Consider the following 16,907-nt stretch of genomic DNA (forward strand, 5'->3'; position numbering starts at 1 on the left):
ACCGCCATCGCAGCGAACGGAGAACACTCGTGATTGTCGGAGTCCTCAAGGAAGCCCGGGCAGGTGAGAGTCGCGTCTCGGCCACGCCCAGCACGGTCGAACAGATCCGCAAACTGGGGTACGGCGTGGTCGTCGACCCGGGTGCGGGAGCCGCCGCCGGTTTCGTCGACAGCGCCTACGAGTCCGCGGGAGCGACCACCGGCGACGCGGCGACGGCCGACGTGGTGCTGGGGGTCAACGCCCCCGCTCCGCACCAGTTGGACCGCGTCCGGCCGGAGGCGACGGTCATCGCGCTCTTCTCGCCCGCCTTCGACCCGGCGATGACCGAGGACCTCGGCCGGCGTTCATTCACCGCGCTGTCGATGGACGCCGTTCCGCGCATCAGCCGTGCCCAGTCGATGGACGTACTGTCCTCGATGGCGAACATCGCCGGCTACCGGGCCGTCATCGAGGCGGCGCACGAGTTCGGGCGGTTCTTCACCGGTCAGGTGACGGCCGCGGGCAAGGTGCCGCCCGCAAGGGTGCTCGTCGCGGGGGCGGGAGTCGCCGGCCTGGCGGCGATCGGCGCCGCGGGCTCGCTGGGCGCGATCGTGCGTGCGACCGACCCCCGTCCGGAGGTGGCCGAACAGGTCCGCTCACTGGGCGGCGAGTACCTGGCGATCGAATCGGCGGAGGCCGAGGTCTCCCGGACCGGCTACGCCAAGGAGATGGACGACGGCTACAAGGCCCGCGAGGCCGAACTCTACGCAGCCCAGTGCCTCGAGGCGGACATCGTCATCACCACGGCCCTGATACCCGGCCGCCCCGCACCCACGCTGATCACGGCGGAGATGGTGGCGGGCATGAAGCCCGGCTCGGTGATCGTCGACATGGCCGCGGCCAACGGGGGCAACGTCGAAGGCACCGTGAAGGGCGAGAAGACCGTCACGGAGAACGGCGTGACGATCCTCGGCTACACCGACCTCGCGGGGCGCCTGCCCGCGCAGGCCTCGCAGTTGTACGGCACCAACCTGGTGAACCTCCTGAAGCTGATGACACCGGAGAAGGACTCCGGGCTGGTCCTCGACTGGGACGATCCCGTGCAGCGCTCGATCACCGTCGTACGGGAGGGCGAACTCGCCTGGCCGCCCCCGCCGGTGGAGGTCTCGGCGGCCCCCGCCCCCGCCCCCGCGCCCTCGAAGGCTGTCGCGGAACTCCCGGCGCCAAAGCAGCCCATGACAGCACGTCAGAAGTTTGGAGGGGTGGCAGTCGCCGCGCTCGCGCTGTTCCTCACCGCCGGCTTCGCCCCCGCGGCGCTGCTGCCCCATGTGACGGTCTTCGTGCTGGCGATCGTGATCGGTTACTACGTGATCGGCCATGTGCACCACGCACTGCACACACCACTGATGTCCGTGACGAACGCGATCTCCGGGATCATCGTCGTCGGCGCGCTCCTGCAGATAGGCCACTCGAGCACGGCGGTCACCGTGCTGTCGTCCGTGGCGATCCTGCTGGCCGGTATCAACGTCTTCGGCGGCTTCGCGGTGACCCGCCGCATGCTCGCGATGTTCAACAGGAGCTGACATGTCTGCGACCACCGCCGCCCAGGCGGCCTACCTTGTTGCCGCGCTGCTATTCATCCTCGCGCTGGCAGGGCTCTCCAAGCACGAGACGGCCCGTCTGGGCAACGCCTTCGGCATGCTCGGCATGGGCGTCGCGCTCGCCGCGACGGCCGTGCTCGCCGTCGACGGGGACGTCAGCACCGCCGGCATCGTCCTGATGACCGTCGCGATGCTGATCGGCGCCGCGATCGGCCTGCAGCGGGCCCGGGGTGTCGAGATGACCGGCATGCCCGAACTGATCGCGCTGCTCCACTCCTTCGTCGGTCTGGCCGCCGTACTGGTCAGCTGGAACGGCTACCTGAACGTCGAGCACGACCCGGACGGCCACGAGGCCGGCACCCTGGACACGCTCGGGCTGCTGGGCATCCACCACGCCGAGGTGTTCATCGGGCTGTTCATCGGCGCGGTGACCTTCACCGGCTCCGTCGTGGCGTACCTGAAGCTCGCGGCGAAGATCGACTCGAAGCCGCTGGTGCTGCCGGGCAAGAACGCGCTGAACCTCGGCTCCCTCGGCCTGTTCGTCGCCCTGACGGTGTGGTTCGTGATCACCCCGGACCTCTGGCTGCTGATCACCGTGACGGTCCTGGCACTCGCACTGGGCTGGCACCTGGTGGCCTCGATCGGCGGAGGCGACATGCCGGTCGTGGTCTCGATGCTCAACAGCTACTCCGGCTGGGCCGCGGCGGCCTCGGGCTTCCTGCTCGGCAACGACCTGCTGATCGTGACCGGCGCGCTCGTCGGCTCGTCCGGCGCCTACCTGAGCTACATCATGTGCAAGGCGATGAACCGGTCCTTCTTCGCGGTGATCGCCGGCGGCTTCGGCATCGAGGCGGCATCGGCGCAGGACACCGACTACGGCGAGCACACGGAGATCACCCCGGAGAGCGCCGCCGAACTGCTCGGCTCGGCGCGGTCCGTGGTCATCACACCCGGGTACGGCATGGCGGTCGCCCAGGCCCAGTACCCCGTCGCCGAGCTGACCTCGAAGCTGCGCGCCAAGGGCGTCGACGTGCGCTTCGGCATCCACCCGGTGGCCGGCCGGCTGCCCGGCCACATGAACGTGCTCCTCGCCGAGGCCAAGGTGCCGTACGACATCGTCCTGGAGATGGACGAGATCAACGAGGACTTCGCCGGTACCGATGTCGTCCTCGTCATCGGCGCCAACGACACGGTCAACCCGGCGGGCGCCGAGGACCCCAGCAGCCCGATCGCCGGGATGCCGGTCCTCAGCGTCTGGGAGGCAGGGAAGGTCATCGTGTTCAAGCGCTCGATGGCCTCCGGATACGCGGGCGTTCAGAATCCGCTGTTCTTCAAGGAGAACACCTCGATGCTCTTCGGCGACGCGAAGGCCAGGGTCGAGGACATAGTCGGCGCGCTCTGAGGCGTTCAGGGCCTGTCCGGCGGATCCGCGCGGGCCCGCGAAGCTCCGCCGGACAGCCCCTGGCCGGGAGCTGAGCGGTAGAGCCCGGGGCGAGGGCCCTCCGGTCCGGCGCGGTGTGCGACACGCGCGGGACCGGAGGGTGCTGTGCCCCTCGCCCGCCCGGGGCGGGGAGCCGGCCGCCTCCGCGTGTCAGGAGTCGCGTTCGCGGTCGACGGAGGCGCGGTACGCGCGCCAGCCGCCGTACCCGGTGATGTCCCGCGCGTCACCGACCGCCTCCGGCTCGCAGAGGAAGCCGGGCGCCGACGTGCCGTCGGCGAGGGCGACCCGCCCGATCGCCATCGGCCGGGGAAGCGAGGCGACCAGGGCGCCCAGTCCGGCGGCCGGCAGCTCCCAGACCTCCGCCTCGATCCGAGCCCCCGAGCCGTCCGTCACCCGGACCAGGCCCGGCTTCGGCGGATCGGTGGACAACGCGTGGAGCCGGTACGACGGCGCGGTCGTCGTGGTGGCGACCTGCCGGGCGCCGAGGGCCAGCAGCTGCGGGTTGAGCGGCTGGCCGGTCAGATGCGCCCCCACGACGGCCAGGCGCACCGGCGGGTCAGTGAGCAGCGCGGCGATGCGGGTGAGCCGCGACTCGGTGTGCGCCGGGCCGATGAGCATGACCCCGAAGGGCAGACCGCGCACCGTACCCGCGGGTACGGCGACCGCGGCGAGCCCGAAGAGGTTGGTGGAGTTGGTGAAGCGGCCCATCCGGGCGTTGGTGCCGAGAGGGTCCGCGGCTACTTCCGCGAGCGTGGGGTGGCCCGGCGCCGTGGGCAGGAGCAGGGCGTCCGCCTCGCCGAGGGTGTCCAGGGCCCGGGTCCGGAGGGACGCCAGGCGGGCGCGGTCGGCGTAGACGCGGTGGGCCGCCACGTCACGGGCCCCGGAGATGATCGCCGCGACCGTCGGGTCGAGATCCGGGTGCCCCTCGTCGACGAACTCGCCCACCGCCGTGTAGCGCTCCGCGACGAACGCGCCCTCGTAGAGCATGGCCGCGGCCTCGGTGAACGGCGTGAGGTCGAGCGGACGCAACCGCGCGCCCCCGGCCGCCAGGAGGGCCGCCGCGTCCTCGTACGCGTCGCCCACACCGGGGTCCAGTTCGCCGAGCTGTCCCGGCCCGGGGACGGCGACCCGCCAGGGACCGGGGGCACGCTCGGGCGGGTGGCTCACCCCTGTCGTCATGTGGGCGAGTGCGGTCTCGGCCTCCGCCAGGGTGCGGGCGAAGACGGTGACGCAGTCCAGGCTCGCGCAGGCCGGGACGACGCCCTCGGTGGACACGGTGCCGTAGGTCGGCTTGAGGCCGACGATCCCGTTGAGGGCGGCGGGCACCCTCCCCGACCCCGCGGTGTCCGTGCCGAGCGCGAAGTCGGCCATCCCGAGTGCGACGGCCGCGGCGGACCCGGAACTGGAACCGCCACTGATCCGGTCGGGGTCGACGGCGTTGCGCACCGCTCCGTACGGCGAACGGGTTCCGACCAGGCCGGTCGCGAACTGGTCCATGTTGGTCGTCCCGATGACCACGGCGCCCGCCGCGCGCAGCCGCGCCACCACCGGCGCGTCGTGGTCGGGGAGACGGGCGTACGACGGGCATCCGGCGGTGGTCGGCAACCCGGCCACATCGATGTTGCCCTTGACGGCGAGGAGACGTCCCGCGAGAGGCAGTCCCGGATCGACCGCGGCCACCTCCGCCTCCACCTCGTCACGGGGCCGCAGATGGATCCAGATCTCCGGACGGCCGGCGGCGGTGATGCGGTCGTAGACGGTGCGGACATGATGCATGCGCGAGTCCTTCAGGGTGTCATCGGCCGGGGCCACGGGCGCCGTGCCGGCTCCGGCGCTCACGGTGCGATCACCAGCAGCGGGGTGCCGGCCTCCACCTGGGCGCCCGGCTTGGTGAGGACGCGGGTCACCGTGCCCGAGGCCGGAGCGTGCACAGGGGACTCCATCTTCATCGCCTCGAGGGCGATCAGCAGCTGACCCGCCGTGACCCGTTCCCCCTCCGACACGGACAACTGCCAGACCGACGCCGCGAACTCGGCCTCCACGAGACGGCCTCCCTCCGGTATCTCGATCTCGGACGGTGCGGCGGGCTCGGTGACGGCCGCCGCTCGCGCGAACTCGCCCGCGGCTTCCCAGGCGTCACGCTCCGCGCCGAACGCTTGTGCCTGCTGAGCGCGGAAGGCGGCGATCGAGTCGGCGTTCTCGGCCAGGAAGCGTTCGTGGTCGGCGAGAGCGAAGGTGCCCTCCTCGATCCGGGGGGACCATCGCCCGGCGGCCATGTCGGCCCGGAGTTCGAGGAGTTCGCCGGCCTCGACGGGATACCACTTGATGCGGTCGAAGAACCGCAGCAGCCACGGGGTGCGCTGCCAGCGCGCCCAGACCTGTGTGGTCCGGCCCACGAACTGGTAGCCGCCCGGACCCTCCATGCCGTAGACGCAGAGATAGGCGCCGCCGATCCCGACGGAGTTCTCCGCGGTCCAGGTGCGGGCCGGGTTGTACTTCGTGGTGACCAGACGATGACGCGGGTCGAGCGGGGTCGCGACCGGGGCACCGAGGTAGACGTCGCCCAGCCCCATCACCAGGTACTCGGCGTCGAAGACCGTGCGGTAGACGTCCTCCGGGCTGTCCAGTCCGTTCACCCGGCGGATGAACTCGATGTTCCACGGACACCAGGGGGCGTCGTCCCTGACCCCCGCCATGTAGCGGGCGATGGCCTCGCGGGTGGCCGGGTCGTCCCAGGACAGCGGGAGGTGCACCGTGCGCGACGGGACGGTCAACTCGCCGGTCGGCGGGATGGCGGCCTGCAACTTCTGTACCTGGGCGAGGAGTTCGGTGGCCGGAAGCAGGTCGGGGGAGAACTGGATCTGGAGCGAGCGGATGCCCGGCGTCAGGTCGGTGATGCCCTGTGGTCCCGACTCGCCCAGTGCCTCGGCGAGGGCGTGGACCCGCATGCGCAGCGCCAGGTCGAGTTGCATCGGGCCGAACTCGACGAGCAGGTTGTCGTCACCGCTGCGGCGGTACGTCACGTCACCGTCACGGGCCAGGACACCCCCGTCGACCACCGGGGGCCGGTCCGCGACGGGAGGAGCGGCGGGCGTCCTGCGGAGTGCGGCCGCCGCCTGGGTCGTGACGGGCACGAAGTGGACGGTGTCGCCGGGGCGCACCTGTCCCAGCTTCCACCGCTGACCGCGCACGATCGTCGCCGGGCAGACGAATCCTCCGAGTGACGGCCCGTCAGGACCCAGCAGGACGGGCATGTCACCGGTGTAGTCGACCGCGCCCACCGAGTAGGGGGTGTCGTGGATGTTCGAGGGGTGCAGGCCCGCCTCCCCGCCGTCCGTCCTCGCCCATCGGGGTTTGGGGCCCACCAGGCGGACCCCGGTGCGGGCGGAGTTGAAGTGGACCTTCCAGTCGGCGGCGTAGAAGTCGAGGATGTCGTCCTCGGTGAAGAACTCCGGCGCGGCGTGCGGGCCTTCGACCGCGGCGATCTCCCACACGGCTCCGATGGAGGGCCGTTCCGAGAGCGGGACGGGACCCACGCCGTCGCGGACCTCGCCGCCGTGCAGCACGTCGCCCGTTCGCAGCGCCCGGCCGCCGTGACCTCCGAACCTGCCGAGCGCGAAGGTCGAGGCGCTGCCCAGGAAGGAAGGTACGTCGAGCCCGCCCGCGAACAGGACGTAGGTACGCAGCCCGTGTCCGTCGGGCTTGCCCACGGCGAGCGACGACCCCGCCGGCACGGTGACGGGCTCCCATTGGGCCACGGCGGTCCCGTCCATGCTCACCGCGACGGGTGCGCCCGTGACGCACACGGTGGTCGCGTGGCTGAAGCGCAGCGTCGGTCCCTGGAGGGTGCATTCGAGTCCCGGTGCCCCCTCGCCGTTGCCCAGGGCGCGGTTGCCGAGCCGGAACGACAGGTCGTCCATGGGGCCCGACGGCGGCACGCCGACCTGCCAGTGTCCCAGCCGCCCCGGCCAGTCCTGCACGGTGGTGAGGGTGCCGCCGGAAGTGACCTCGACGCGTGGGGTGGGGTCGGTGACACCAGCGAGGGTCGCGGTGGAGTGGGTCGCCTCGCGGACGCCCGGGGTTCCCAGCGCGGCGCGTACCAGTCCGAGGTTGGTCTCGATGCCGTCGACACGGGTCCTGGCCAGAGCCTCGTCGAGCCGCGCCAGCGCCTGAGCGCGGTCCGGGCCGTGAGCGATGATCTTCGCCAGCATCGGGTCGTACGACGTGGTGACCTCGGTACCGGTCTCGACCCAGGCGTCGACCCGGACCCCCGGCCCCTCCGGGAAGCGCACACGGGTGAGGAGCCCGGCGCTCGGCCGGTGGTCGCGGGAGGGGTCCTCGGCGTAGACGCGCGCCTCGACGGCGTGCCCGGTGGCGCGCCCGGGTTCCCTGACGACTTCCCGCTCGCCGCGAGCCAGGCGGATCATCCACTCGACCAGGTCGACGCCGTAGATCTCCTCGGTGACCGGGTGCTCCACCTGGAGCCGTGTGTTGACCTCCAGGAAGTACGCCTCCCCGCGGGCGGCGTCGTAGACGAACTCGACGGTTCCGGCCGAGCGGTAGCCGACGCTCGCGCACAGCTCCCGAGCGGCGTCGGCGAGCCGGAGGCGTACGGCGTCCGGCAGCCCCGGCGCCGGGGCCTCCTCCAGCACCTTCTGGTTGCGCCGCTGGAGGGAGCAGTCACGGTCGCCGAAGGTGACCACGCGGCCCGTCCCGTCGCCGAAGACCTGGACCTCCACGTGGCGGGCCCGCTCGACGAGCCGTTCCAGGAAGACACCGGCCGACGAGAAGGAAGCTGCGGCCACCCGCTGCACCCGTTCCCAGGCGTCGGCGAGCGAGGCGGCGTCGTGGCAGGCGCTCATGCCGATGCCGCCCCCGCCCCCGGTTGCCTTGAGCATCACCGGGTACCCGATGCGGTCGGCCTCCGTACGCGCCTCGTCGAGATCCGCGAGCAGGCCGGTACCAGGAGCGAGGGGGACTCCCGCCGCCTCGGCCGCGGCGCGGGCGGTGTGCTTGGCACCGAAGAGCTCCAGCTGTCCGGCGGTCGGGCCCACGAACACGATCCCGGCCTCCGCGCAGCGGCGGGCGAAGTCCGCGTCCTCGGACAGGAAGCCGTACCCGGGGTGGACGGCCCCCGCACCGCTCTCCTTCGCGGCCGCGAGGACCAGCCCGGCGTCCAGGTAGGACTCCTTGGCGGGCGCGGGACCCAGGCGGACCGCGTGGTCAGCTAGGCGTACGTGCGGCGCGGAGCGGTCCGGGTCCGAGAAGACCGCGACCGTCCGCAGGCCGAGCCGCTTGGCCGTCCGGATGATCCGGCAGGCGATCTCCCCGCGGTTGGCGATCAGCAGGGTGTCGAAGGCGAACGGGCCGGCCGGGCCGCCGGGAGCCGGCAGGGCGTCGGTGGTCATGCGGGCGTCTCCAGGGTCATCCGTACGGCGGTCGGGTCGAAGCCGTTGCAGGGGTTGTTGATCTGGGGGCAGTTGGAGACGAGGACGAGTACGTCGGTCTCGGCGCGGAGCACGACCTTCAGCCCGGGGGCGGAGATCCCGTCGACGATGCCGAGGGTCCCGTCCTTCTCGACCGGCACGTTCATGTACCAGTTGATGTTGGACACCAGATCGCGTTTGCCCAGGCCGTGCTTGGCCCCCTCGGCGAGGAAGTTGTCCACGCAGGCGTGCTGGCCGTAGGTGTGGTGTCCGTACCGCAGGGTGTTGGATTCCTTGGAGCAGGCCCCACCGACCGTGTCGTGCCGGCCGCAGGTGTCCTCCAGCACGGTCATCAGCGGGGTGTGCTCTCCGGAGAGCAGGACGCTTCCCGTCGTCAGGAAGAGGGAGCCCTGCGCCTGCAGGGTGTCGGGGGCGCTGTAGCGGACGGCCGTGTCGTGGGCGTCGTAGACGAGGAAGTCGACCGCCTGGTTGCCGTGCAGGTCGGTGATGGTCAGGAGCTCACCCGCGCGGACCACGGCGGACCAGGCCGCTCGTGCCGGGACGGTGATGTTCTCGGTGCGGCTCATGCGATCCCCCGGGAGGCAAGGAAGTCGGTGGTGTTGGCGTACGCGCGCCGCCCCTCGGGGGAGGCGTCCCACAGCGGGTCACCGGGCCGAGTGGGCCCGGACCGCCACGCGAGCACCTCCAACGGGGTGGACACGTAGGCGGGGCGGGGGTCCAGCGGGTGGGGGACGTTCGCGATCAGGACGGTCAGGTCCTGTTCGGCGCGCAGGGTGACGGAGCCGCCGGCTCCGGCCGTGCCCGTGAATTCCAGGGCACCGTCCTCGCGGACCTCCACGCCCTGGAAGAACGAGAGCGACGGGGGCAGGTCGCGCGGCTCCAGGCCGTTCTTGAGCGCGGCGAGCTTCAGGAGCTCGCGCCCCGCGGGGGAGTCGGACTCAGGCTCCCCGGCTCCGTACCGCCGCCGGTTGCGCGCGAGCGCCGAGGTGCCGCACAGCGTGTCGTGCCGGCCCGAGGTGTCGGCGACCAGCGTCGCGAGGACACGCCCCTGGTCCGAGAGGAGCTGGGCGCCCTCGCGGAGGTAGGCGTTCCAGCGGACCTTGACCGTGTCCGCGGTGTTGAGGCGCTCCCACGGGCGGCCGTCGGCGTACAGGAGCAGGTGTGCGCAGGCGTCACCGCGCAGGTCGGTGAGGCGCAGTTCGGTCCCGCGGGCGAGGACACGATGGGTGTAGTTCCCGCCGCCGACGACCTCGGCCCACACCACCTGGCCGGGGGTTTCCTCCGGCCAGGCGGAGGCGGGCACCGTGGGCATCGCCTCGACCCTGGCACCCTCCTGGGCGCGGGCGTGGTCCCTGGCTCCGTACGCGGTCGCTGTCGCCATGGCGGCGTCCCTCCGGCTCGGTGGCGCTGCGGTCGTTCCGCCGGACGCGGGAGCGGCCCGTCGGCGAGCACCATTTCTGTCGTGCGACAGAAATTAGGAAGCGGGCGCTTCCGTGCCATTGCCCTGCCGTTGCGCGCGAGTTACGAAGTGCTCACCCCCGTGGTGCCGGAGTGGCATGTGCGACGATCTGGGTCATGACGAGCACAGGACGCCGGGTCGGCCGGCCGCGCGCCGAGGAGCGGCCGGACAGCGGTCTGACCCCGCGTGAGGAACTCCTCGCGGCTGCCGCGGAGTTGTTCACGACCCGCGGCTACGGCGCCACCACCACCAGGGCGGTGGCCGAGCGTGCGGGCATGCGGCAGGCGTCGATGTACCACTACGTCGGCGGCAAGGAGCAGCTCCTGTGCGAGCTCCTGGAATCCACCGTCACCCCGTCCCTCACCTTCGCCCGCGCCCTGCTCGCGGAGGAGGGCGCACCGGCGGCCGAGCGGCTGTGGCGGCTGTGCCGCTCCGACGTCACGCTCCTCTGCGGCGGCACTCACAACCTCGGGGCCCTCTATCTGCTCCCCGAGGTGCAGGGCGAGCGGTTCGCCGGGTTCCACCGGGTGCGCGCCGAACTCAAGTCCGCGTACGCCCTGCTCGTCGCCGCCACCGAGGAGGGCAAGGCGCTCGACGGTGCGGAACTGGCGCTCCGCACGGATCTTGTCTTCGGTCTGATCGAGGGCGTCATCCTGATCCACCGGTCCGACCCGCACCGGCCCGCCGATGCCTTCGCGGAGGCGACGGCGGACGCCGCGCTGCGCGTCGCCGGCTGCGCGCGGTGACACCCTCCTCCCGCCGACGCGCCCCGCGCGGCGACACGGCCCGCCGTCCGTCCTGACCCGCTGTCCGTCCTGGCACGGTGGCCGTACCTCCGGGATCAGCCCGGCATCTCGGTCCCGGACCCGGCCCGGGTACGCCGGCGGAGTGAGACCCGGAAGCGGTAGGCGGCGCCCAGCACCACCGAAGCGCCCACGAACAGTACGGCGAACCACTGGAAGTACCAGTGGCCGCCCTCGGGGTCGTAGACGGAAGTCCGGGGCCAGGCGAGGTTCACCGTCATGAACAGGCCGAACAGTACGGCGCCCGCGTTGACGGCGACTCCCCAGCGTCCCAGGGAGAACAGCGGGCGGCCGGTCTCGTCGACGCCGTCGCCCCGCGTGGAGAAACCGCCCCGCAGCCGGCGCAGGAGGAGCGGTCCGGTCACCATCGAGTAGGCCAGGTACAGCATCACGATGCAGGTCGACCCGATGGCCAGGAAGGCTTGCGGCGAGCCGAAGTTGAGCAGCAGCAACGCCGCTGCCAGCACCCCCACGACCACCGTTGGGAAGACCGGCATACCGGTGCGCGGGCTGACCCGGGCCAGCTTCCGCGAGAAGGGAAGGCTCCCGTCCCTGGCCATCGAGAAGAGCATCCGGGACGCGGACGTCTGGATGGCGAGGGTGGCCACGGCGATGGCGATGACGACGTCCGCCAGCAGGATCCGGCCGACGCCGTCCCCGAGGCTGCTGGTCAGGACGTAACTCAGCCCGTCGGTCGCGAGATGGCCGTCCGTGAGATTCGGGGCGGCGAGGAGCCCGGCGAGGACGAGCAGGCCGCCCAGGACGCCGGCGCCGGCGAGGGCGGTGAGGATCGTGCGAGGCGCGGTGCGCCGCGGGTTGTGGGTCTCCTCGCTCAGCTCGCCCGCGCTGTCGAAGCCGATCATGACGTAGGCGGCGGTGAACGAGCCGACCAGCAGTGCCCCCAGCACACCGTCACCCGAGCCCTCGGCGGTGTGGAAGGTGATGCCCGGTGTGCGCTCCGAGTGGTTGAGGAGCAGGACCACGATGAGGACCGCCCCGATGATCTCCGCCGTGACCCCGACCCGGTTGACGACCGACATGACGCGGTTGTCCACGACGTTCACCGCGGTGGTGAGGGCCAGCAGGATGACGCCGAGGACCGCCGCGTTGGCCGCGCCGGTCGGTGAGAGCGGTGCGGGATCCCCGCCGACCAGCTGGAAGCCGGACCAGAGGGGCGGCATCACCATCTGGAGCGCGAGCGCCGCCGCGCCGACCACCACGATCTGGCCCAGCACCATGATCCAGCCGGCGAACCAGCCGAAGGACGGGGTGGAGAGCCGACTGGACCACTGGTAGACGGCGCCCGATATCGGGTAGCGGGCCGCGAGCTCGGCGAAGCACGCGGCGACCAGGAGCTGACCGGCCAGAACGGCGGGCCAGGCCCAGAAGAAGACCGGACCGCCGAAGGAGTATCCGATCCCGAAGAACTGGAAGACCGTGGTCAGCACGGAGATGAAGGAGAACCCCGCGGCGAACGACGCGTACCCGCCGAGGCTGCGGTGGAGTTCCTGGCGGTATCCGAACGCCTCGAGTGAGCCTCCGGCGGGGGGTCCGTCGGCCGCGGAGTGCTCGGGGAGTACGTCTGTGCCGGTGAGGGACATGGGTGGCACCTGCTTTCTGCTGTCACGGGGCGGCGTGGTGGAGGTGCTGTTCGCATGTGTGGGGGAGGTGCCGCCAGTGGCGGCCGGTCCTGCCGCGCGGAGGCTGCCCGGGCGCGTCCGCCCGAGATAGTTCCTGTCAAGCGACAGAAAATAGGGAGAGCCTGTTTCCGTGCGATGTCACGCCGGTCACCGGCGCGGACCCAAGTGCTCACATCCGCCCGGTGAGCGACGGCCGAACGGGTGGTGAGCCCGTCCGGGTGTCAAGGGCCCGTGCGCCGCGGCGCCGGTGCACCGTCGCGGCACACACGGGTCCCTCGGCCCTCGTACGGCTCCGGGGCGGCGCTCCGCGCGGCTTGATCGCCCCGGCGTGGGGTAGCGGACTGACATGCCTACCGACACACCCCCTGCCGCGAGCGGCTATGTGCAGCCCGAAGTCGACGTACGGTCACTGACCGAGTTGCTCGACGGTGAGTACGCGGAGATCCGCGACCTCGTCCGCAGCAACCTCACGGCCTACGCCTCCGTCCTCGACGAGGCCGACGATCTCGGCGTCGACGCCTACCGGGAGCGGGTGCGCGAACTGGTGGTCGAGATGGCCGCCACCGGCCAGACCGGCATGGGGTTCCCCCGTGAGTACGGCGGAGGCGGCGACGTCGGCGCGTCGATCGCGGCGTTCGAGACGCTGGCCTTCGGCGACCTGTCCGTGCTGGTGAAGGTCGGGGTGCAGTTCGGGCTCTTCGGCGGCGCCATCCTCCATCTCGGCACCGAACGCCACCATGAGGCCTACCTCCCCGACCTGATCACCGGTCAGCTGATGGGCTGCTTCGCGATGACGGAGACCGGTCACGGCTCCAACGTCCAGGCGCTCGGCACGATGGCGGAGTACGACGCCGCCGCCCGGGAGTTCGTCATCACCACCCACGGCGACCAGGCACGCAAGGACTACATCGGCAACGCCGCCCACCACGGGGAACTGGCCGTCGTGTTCGCCCAGTTGAAGGTCGGCGGCACCACCGAAGGTGTGCACGCCTTCGTTGTCCCGATCCGGGTCGGCGGCGAGGTCGCCCACGGGGTCCACATCGAGGACGACGGGCGCAAGATGGGTCTCAACGGTGTGGACAACGGCCGCATCCGGTTCGACGGGGTACGCGTCCCCCGCGAGGCCCTGCTCAACCGCTTCGCGGACGTCACGCCCGAGGGCGTCTACGAGAGCCCCATCGACAACCCCGACCGGCGCTTCTTCACCATGCTCGGCACGCTGGTCCAGGGCCGGGTGAGCGTCGGTGGCGCGGGCGTCAACGCCGCGAAGGTCGCACTGGCGATCGCCGTCAAGTACTCCGTGCGGCGGCGCCAGTTCGAGGCCGCCTCGGACACCGAGGAGCAACTGCTCCTCGACTACGGGCTGCACCAGCGGCGCCTGCTGCCGCTCCTCGCGCGCACCTACGCACTCCACTTCGCCCAGGACGTCGTCCGCACCCAACTGCACGAGGTCTTCTCCGGAGCCACGGACGACCCGCAGGCGCGGCGCCTCCTGGAGGCCCGCGCCGCCGGCACCAAGGCCCTCGGCACCTGGCACGCCACCCGTACCGTCCAGGAGTGCCGCGAGGCGTGCGGGGGAGCCGGGTACCTCGCGATCAACCGGTTCGCGGCGCTCAAGGCCGACAGCGACATCTTCACCACCTTCGAGGGCGACAACCACGTGCTGCTGCAGCTCGTCGCCAAGGGGCTGCTGACCCACTACGCCGGGGAGTTCGAGGACCTGGACCAGCTCGGCATGGTCCGCTACGTCACCGGCCTGGCGGTCGAGACGGTCATCGAGAAGACCTCCGCGCACAAGCTGCTCGAGCGGGTGCGTGACCTGCTGCCCGGCGGCGACGAGTGGGACCAGGAGGCCGGACTGCTCGACTCTGAGTACCACCTCGCCATGCTGCGTTACCGCGAGGAGCACATGCTGGCCGGTGTGGCCCGTCGCCTCAAGCGCGGCATCGACCAGAAGCGCAACCCCGGCGTCGTCTTCTCGCAGGTGCAGGACCACGTCATCGCGGTCGCCCACGCCCACGTCGAGCGGCTGGTGCTGGAGGCGTTCGTCGCCAGGACGAAGGCGCTGCCCGAGGGCGGCAACAGGGTCGCGGTGGGCCTGCTGTGCGACCTGTTCGCCCTGTCGGCGATCGAGGCGGACCGCGCCTGGTTCATGGAGCACGGGCGGCTGACGGTCCAGCGTTCCAAGGCGATCAGCCGGGAGGTGAACGACCTCTGCCGCAAGGTCCGGCCCCTCGCGGAGGACCTGGTCGATGCCTGGGGCATCCCGACCGAGATGCTGCGCGCACCGGATCTCGTGGGCCAGGACCTGTCCGGCCGATCACGGGTTGTGGGATGATGCCGCCCATGACTTGCATCCGACGGGGCCGTGCCTCGTAGAACACCAGCTTCACTTCGGCTGAGGGAACGCGGTCGGGGCGGACCCTGGGTGCGGTATCGCGATGTCCCAGGTCTGTCGGGAGCGGCGAATGCAGCTGTCCGTGTGCTCGAACGGGAGCGATTGTCTCCGGGCATCGTGGCGGTGGCGCTGAGTGTGTGGTCCGTGCGCGTCCACGGCACGAGGCGCCGGTGGAGACGATGGGAGGCAGAGTTCACCTGCCTCTGCTGCGGTGAGGGTTGGGCCCGGGACAAGCTGCGAGATGCTCTGTTCATGCTTCCGCCAAGCGCCGCCGGCGAACTACGCATGCAGGTCGAGCGTCTGGACGTGGTGCTCCTTGGGAGAACGCATCACGAGCCGATGGCAGACCCGGAGTTGGCGTGGTGGCATCGCAGGTGCTGACCGTACCCGTTTCGTCTGCTGATTCGTCGGCTCCAGCGTGACTGGTCGGGGGGACCTGACAGAGGCGGAGTGGCGAGGTCTGGTGCCGCTTCGGCCCACGGGTGACAACCACTGCGGACGGTGGCGCGATCACCGTCAGGTGGCCAGCGGCATCCTGCACCGGGCACCGTCCGACGCGGGGCCGTGTCTGCCGATCCCGCACTGAGCTCAGGGCGACGGGAGCGTGGAAGACATCATCCGAAGGCCCGGGCCGGGGGGGGGGGGGCCCCCCCCCCCCCCCCCCCCCCCCCCCCCCCCCCCCCCCCCCCCCCCCCCCCCCCCCCCCCCCCCCCCCCCGCCCCCCCCCCCCCCCCCCCCCCCCCGGCCCGGGCCTCTCGCGCGGGATCGGCTCGTCAGCCGGCCACCAGGAGCCCCAGCACCATCCCGCCGACCAGGCCCACGGCGCTGACCACGATGGCCGGCACGGCGAGACGCTCGTGGCGGACCGTCTTCGCGACGATGCCCAGCACCAGCCCGATGACACCGAACACGATCGGCACGATGATGAGCGCGATCACCCCCATGACCATGGCGACGATACTCATGGCGTTGCCGGTCGCCGTCTGCTGAGGTGTGCCGTGCGGCGGCTGCCCGGCGGGTTGGTTTCCGTACGGCGAAGTCATCTGCCACTCCTTCACGATCGCCCTGAGGCCTGATCCGGATAGTGACCGGCCGACACATCGAGTACCCCGAAGTTCCGGGCGGACACCGGCACTTGGGAGTTACCGTCCATTCGCCGGCCGTCGGCCGGTGCCGCGTGTGGCGTAACCGGTCGAGCGGGCGCGGCCCACGAGAGGTCGGCGGTGTCCTCCATTCGAGAGAGACCGTCTCTCAATGTGAGACAAAGGTTTGACATTAGGTGCACTTATGTTCAATAAAGGTGATGCTTTGGCCACTCATTCACACCCTGTCACCGCAGGCTGTGAGGGCGGCCGCCCTCACCTAGACGAATGAGTACCGCCGTGTCCCATGCCTCCCCCGACAGCACATCCGTCGACCCCGCGGAGGAGTGGGACGCCTGGCGGGCCGGGCGCCACCGCGCGCTCACGTCCCCGACCGGCAATCTCGCCCTGATCGAGACCCGCTGGGCCCCGGCGGGCGAGGAGCCCGACGCCGAGGAGGCGCGGGAGGGCCTGCCGGACACGGTGACCGTGACCACACTCCGCCGTACCGACCTCGTGAGCGGCGAGCCGGAGCACGGGCTGCGTTTCTGGGACGCCGAATCGCCCGCGATCCGCCACTTCGACCGGGTCGACGTCTTCCCCTACGACCCGGCCTGGGTCCTGGAGGCTTCGTACACCCCCGTGCCCGGTGCCCGGCGCATCGCGTTCGAGCACATCCGGGACAACGGTGGCAGCAGGGACCTGGTCGTCCCCGGTGACATCACGCTCACCGTCGACGGCCGCGCGTACACGCTCAGCGCCTTCGACGACGACGGCACCCTGCTGCTCGTCTTCGGGGACCCGACCAACGGTGACGGCACCTACGGGGCCGGCCGCTTCCTCTTCGTGCAGCGCACGGACGTCGAGAACCGGGTCGTCCTCGACTTCAACCAGGCCTTCGTGCCTCCCTGCGGGTTCTCCGATCAGTACAACTGTCCGATGCCGCCGCGGCAGAACCGCTTCCACCTGCCCGTCGAGGCCGGCGAGAAGCTTCCCGTCTTCCGCGACGGCTTCGACGCCCAGCACTGATCACCCCGCAGCCTTCCGCACCGAAAGC

11 protein-coding genes are annotated in these 16,907 nt (G+C 71.4%); 5 read left to right on the plus strand and 6 right to left on the minus strand.

The features are described from left to right. Positions 1-29 precede the first annotated feature (29 nt). A complete protein-coding gene (locus tag ACGFNN_RS05660; protein ID WP_393553272.1) occupies positions 30-1,562 on the plus strand; it encodes a Re/Si-specific NAD(P)(+) transhydrogenase subunit alpha in 1,533 nt (510 codons plus the stop codon). A 1-nt stretch (position 1,563) separates the two neighbouring features. Beyond that, a complete protein-coding gene (gene pntB, locus ACGFNN_RS05665) occupies positions 1,564-2,982 on the plus strand; it encodes a Re/Si-specific NAD(P)(+) transhydrogenase subunit beta (protein ID WP_393553274.1) in 1,419 nt (472 codons plus the stop codon). 189 nt (positions 2,983-3,171) lie between these two features. Here the strand turns inward: pntB and ACGFNN_RS05670 are convergent, their stop codons facing one another. From ACGFNN_RS05670 to ACGFNN_RS05685, 4 genes are read right to left on the minus strand one after another with little or no spacing between them, the layout of a single operon-like run. After that, positions 3,172-4,797 carry an allophanate hydrolase gene (locus ACGFNN_RS05670; protein WP_393553276.1) on the minus strand — a complete coding sequence of 542 codons (1,626 nt, stop codon included), beginning with the start codon at positions 4,795-4,797 and terminating at the stop codon, positions 3,172-3,174. A gap of 59 nt (positions 4,798-4,856) precedes the next feature. Continuing rightward, complete coding sequence (uca, locus tag ACGFNN_RS05675; RefSeq protein ID WP_393553278.1) at positions 4,857-8,429, minus strand: urea carboxylase; 3,573 nt, start codon at positions 8,427-8,429, stop codon at positions 4,857-4,859. Then, positions 8,426-9,034: an urea amidolyase associated protein UAAP2 gene (locus ACGFNN_RS05680; protein WP_393553280.1), complete on the minus strand. Its 609-nt coding sequence runs from the start codon at positions 9,032-9,034 to the stop codon at positions 8,426-8,428. The genes uca and ACGFNN_RS05680 overlap by 4 nt, the downstream gene beginning before the upstream one ends. After that, the gene (locus ACGFNN_RS05685) at positions 9,031-9,849 is read right to left on the minus strand and encodes an urea amidolyase associated protein UAAP1 (protein ID WP_393553282.1); all 819 of its coding nucleotides are present in this window, start codon (positions 9,847-9,849) and stop codon (positions 9,031-9,033) included. Before ACGFNN_RS05685 ends, ACGFNN_RS05680 begins: the two co-directional genes overlap by 4 nt. A gap of 194 nt (positions 9,850-10,043) precedes the next feature. Between ACGFNN_RS05685 and ACGFNN_RS05690 the strand changes: the two genes are divergently transcribed. Then, entirely contained in the window at positions 10,044-10,673 is a 630-nt protein-coding gene (locus tag ACGFNN_RS05690) for a TetR/AcrR family transcriptional regulator (protein ID WP_393553284.1), read from the plus strand. Positions 10,674-10,768: 95 nt separating this feature from the next. On the opposite strand, the gene ACGFNN_RS05695 is transcribed toward ACGFNN_RS05690, so the two are convergent. After that, entirely contained in the window at positions 10,769-12,331 is a 1,563-nt protein-coding gene (locus ACGFNN_RS05695) for an amino acid permease (RefSeq protein WP_393553286.1), read from the minus strand. A gap of 385 nt (positions 12,332-12,716) precedes the next feature. On the opposite strand from ACGFNN_RS05695, the gene ACGFNN_RS05700 reads away from it, so the two are divergent. Then, complete coding sequence (locus ACGFNN_RS05700; protein WP_393553288.1) at positions 12,717-14,708, plus strand: acyl-CoA dehydrogenase; 1,992 nt, start codon at positions 12,717-12,719, stop codon at positions 14,706-14,708. Positions 14,709-15,541: 833 nt separating this feature from the next. On the opposite strand, the gene ACGFNN_RS05705 is transcribed toward ACGFNN_RS05700, so the two are convergent. Beyond that, the gene (locus ACGFNN_RS05705; RefSeq protein ID WP_362550864.1) at positions 15,542-15,811 is read right to left on the minus strand and encodes a hypothetical protein; all 270 of its coding nucleotides are present in this window, start codon (positions 15,809-15,811) and stop codon (positions 15,542-15,544) included. Between the two features lie 327 nt (positions 15,812-16,138). Here ACGFNN_RS05705 and ACGFNN_RS05710 point away from each other — a divergent pair, with 327 nt between their 5' ends. Beyond that, entirely contained in the window at positions 16,139-16,879 is a 741-nt protein-coding gene (locus tag ACGFNN_RS05710; RefSeq protein ID WP_393553290.1) for a DUF1684 domain-containing protein, read from the plus strand. The last annotated feature ends 28 nt before the right edge of the window (positions 16,880-16,907 follow it).

The sequence above is a fragment of the Streptomyces sp. NPDC048590 genome (assembly GCF_043199535.1).
Taxonomy (GTDB): Bacteria; Actinomycetota; Actinomycetes; order Streptomycetales; family Streptomycetaceae; genus Streptomyces.

Bases quoted from the DNA above. Each gene is read 5' to 3' on its own strand.
- pntB (WP_393553274.1), top strand. From the start codon at position 1,564: ATGTCTGCGACCACCGCCGCCCAGGCGGCCTACCTTGTTGCCGCGCTG.
- ACGFNN_RS05670 (WP_393553276.1), bottom strand. From the start codon at position 4,797: ATGCATCATGTCCGCACCGTCTACGACCGCATCACCGCCGCCGGCCGT.
- uca (WP_393553278.1), bottom strand. From the start codon at position 8,429: ATGACCACCGACGCCCTGCCGGCTCCCGGCGGCCCGGCCGGCCCGTTC.
- ACGFNN_RS05680 (WP_393553280.1), bottom strand. From the start codon at position 9,034: ATGAGCCGCACCGAGAACATCACCGTCCCGGCACGAGCGGCCTGGTCC.
- ACGFNN_RS05685 (WP_393553282.1), bottom strand. From the start codon at position 9,849: ATGGCGACAGCGACCGCGTACGGAGCCAGGGACCACGCCCGCGCCCAG.
- ACGFNN_RS05690 (WP_393553284.1), top strand. From the start codon at position 10,044: ATGACGAGCACAGGACGCCGGGTCGGCCGGCCGCGCGCCGAGGAGCGG.
- ACGFNN_RS05695 (WP_393553286.1), bottom strand. From the start codon at position 12,331: ATGTCCCTCACCGGCACAGACGTACTCCCCGAGCACTCCGCGGCCGAC.
- ACGFNN_RS05700 (WP_393553288.1), top strand. From the start codon at position 12,717: ATGCCTACCGACACACCCCCTGCCGCGAGCGGCTATGTGCAGCCCGAA.
- ACGFNN_RS05705 (WP_362550864.1), bottom strand. From the start codon at position 15,811: ATGACTTCGCCGTACGGAAACCAACCCGCCGGGCAGCCGCCGCACGGC.
- ACGFNN_RS05710 (WP_393553290.1), top strand. From the start codon at position 16,139: ATGAGTACCGCCGTGTCCCATGCCTCCCCCGACAGCACATCCGTCGAC.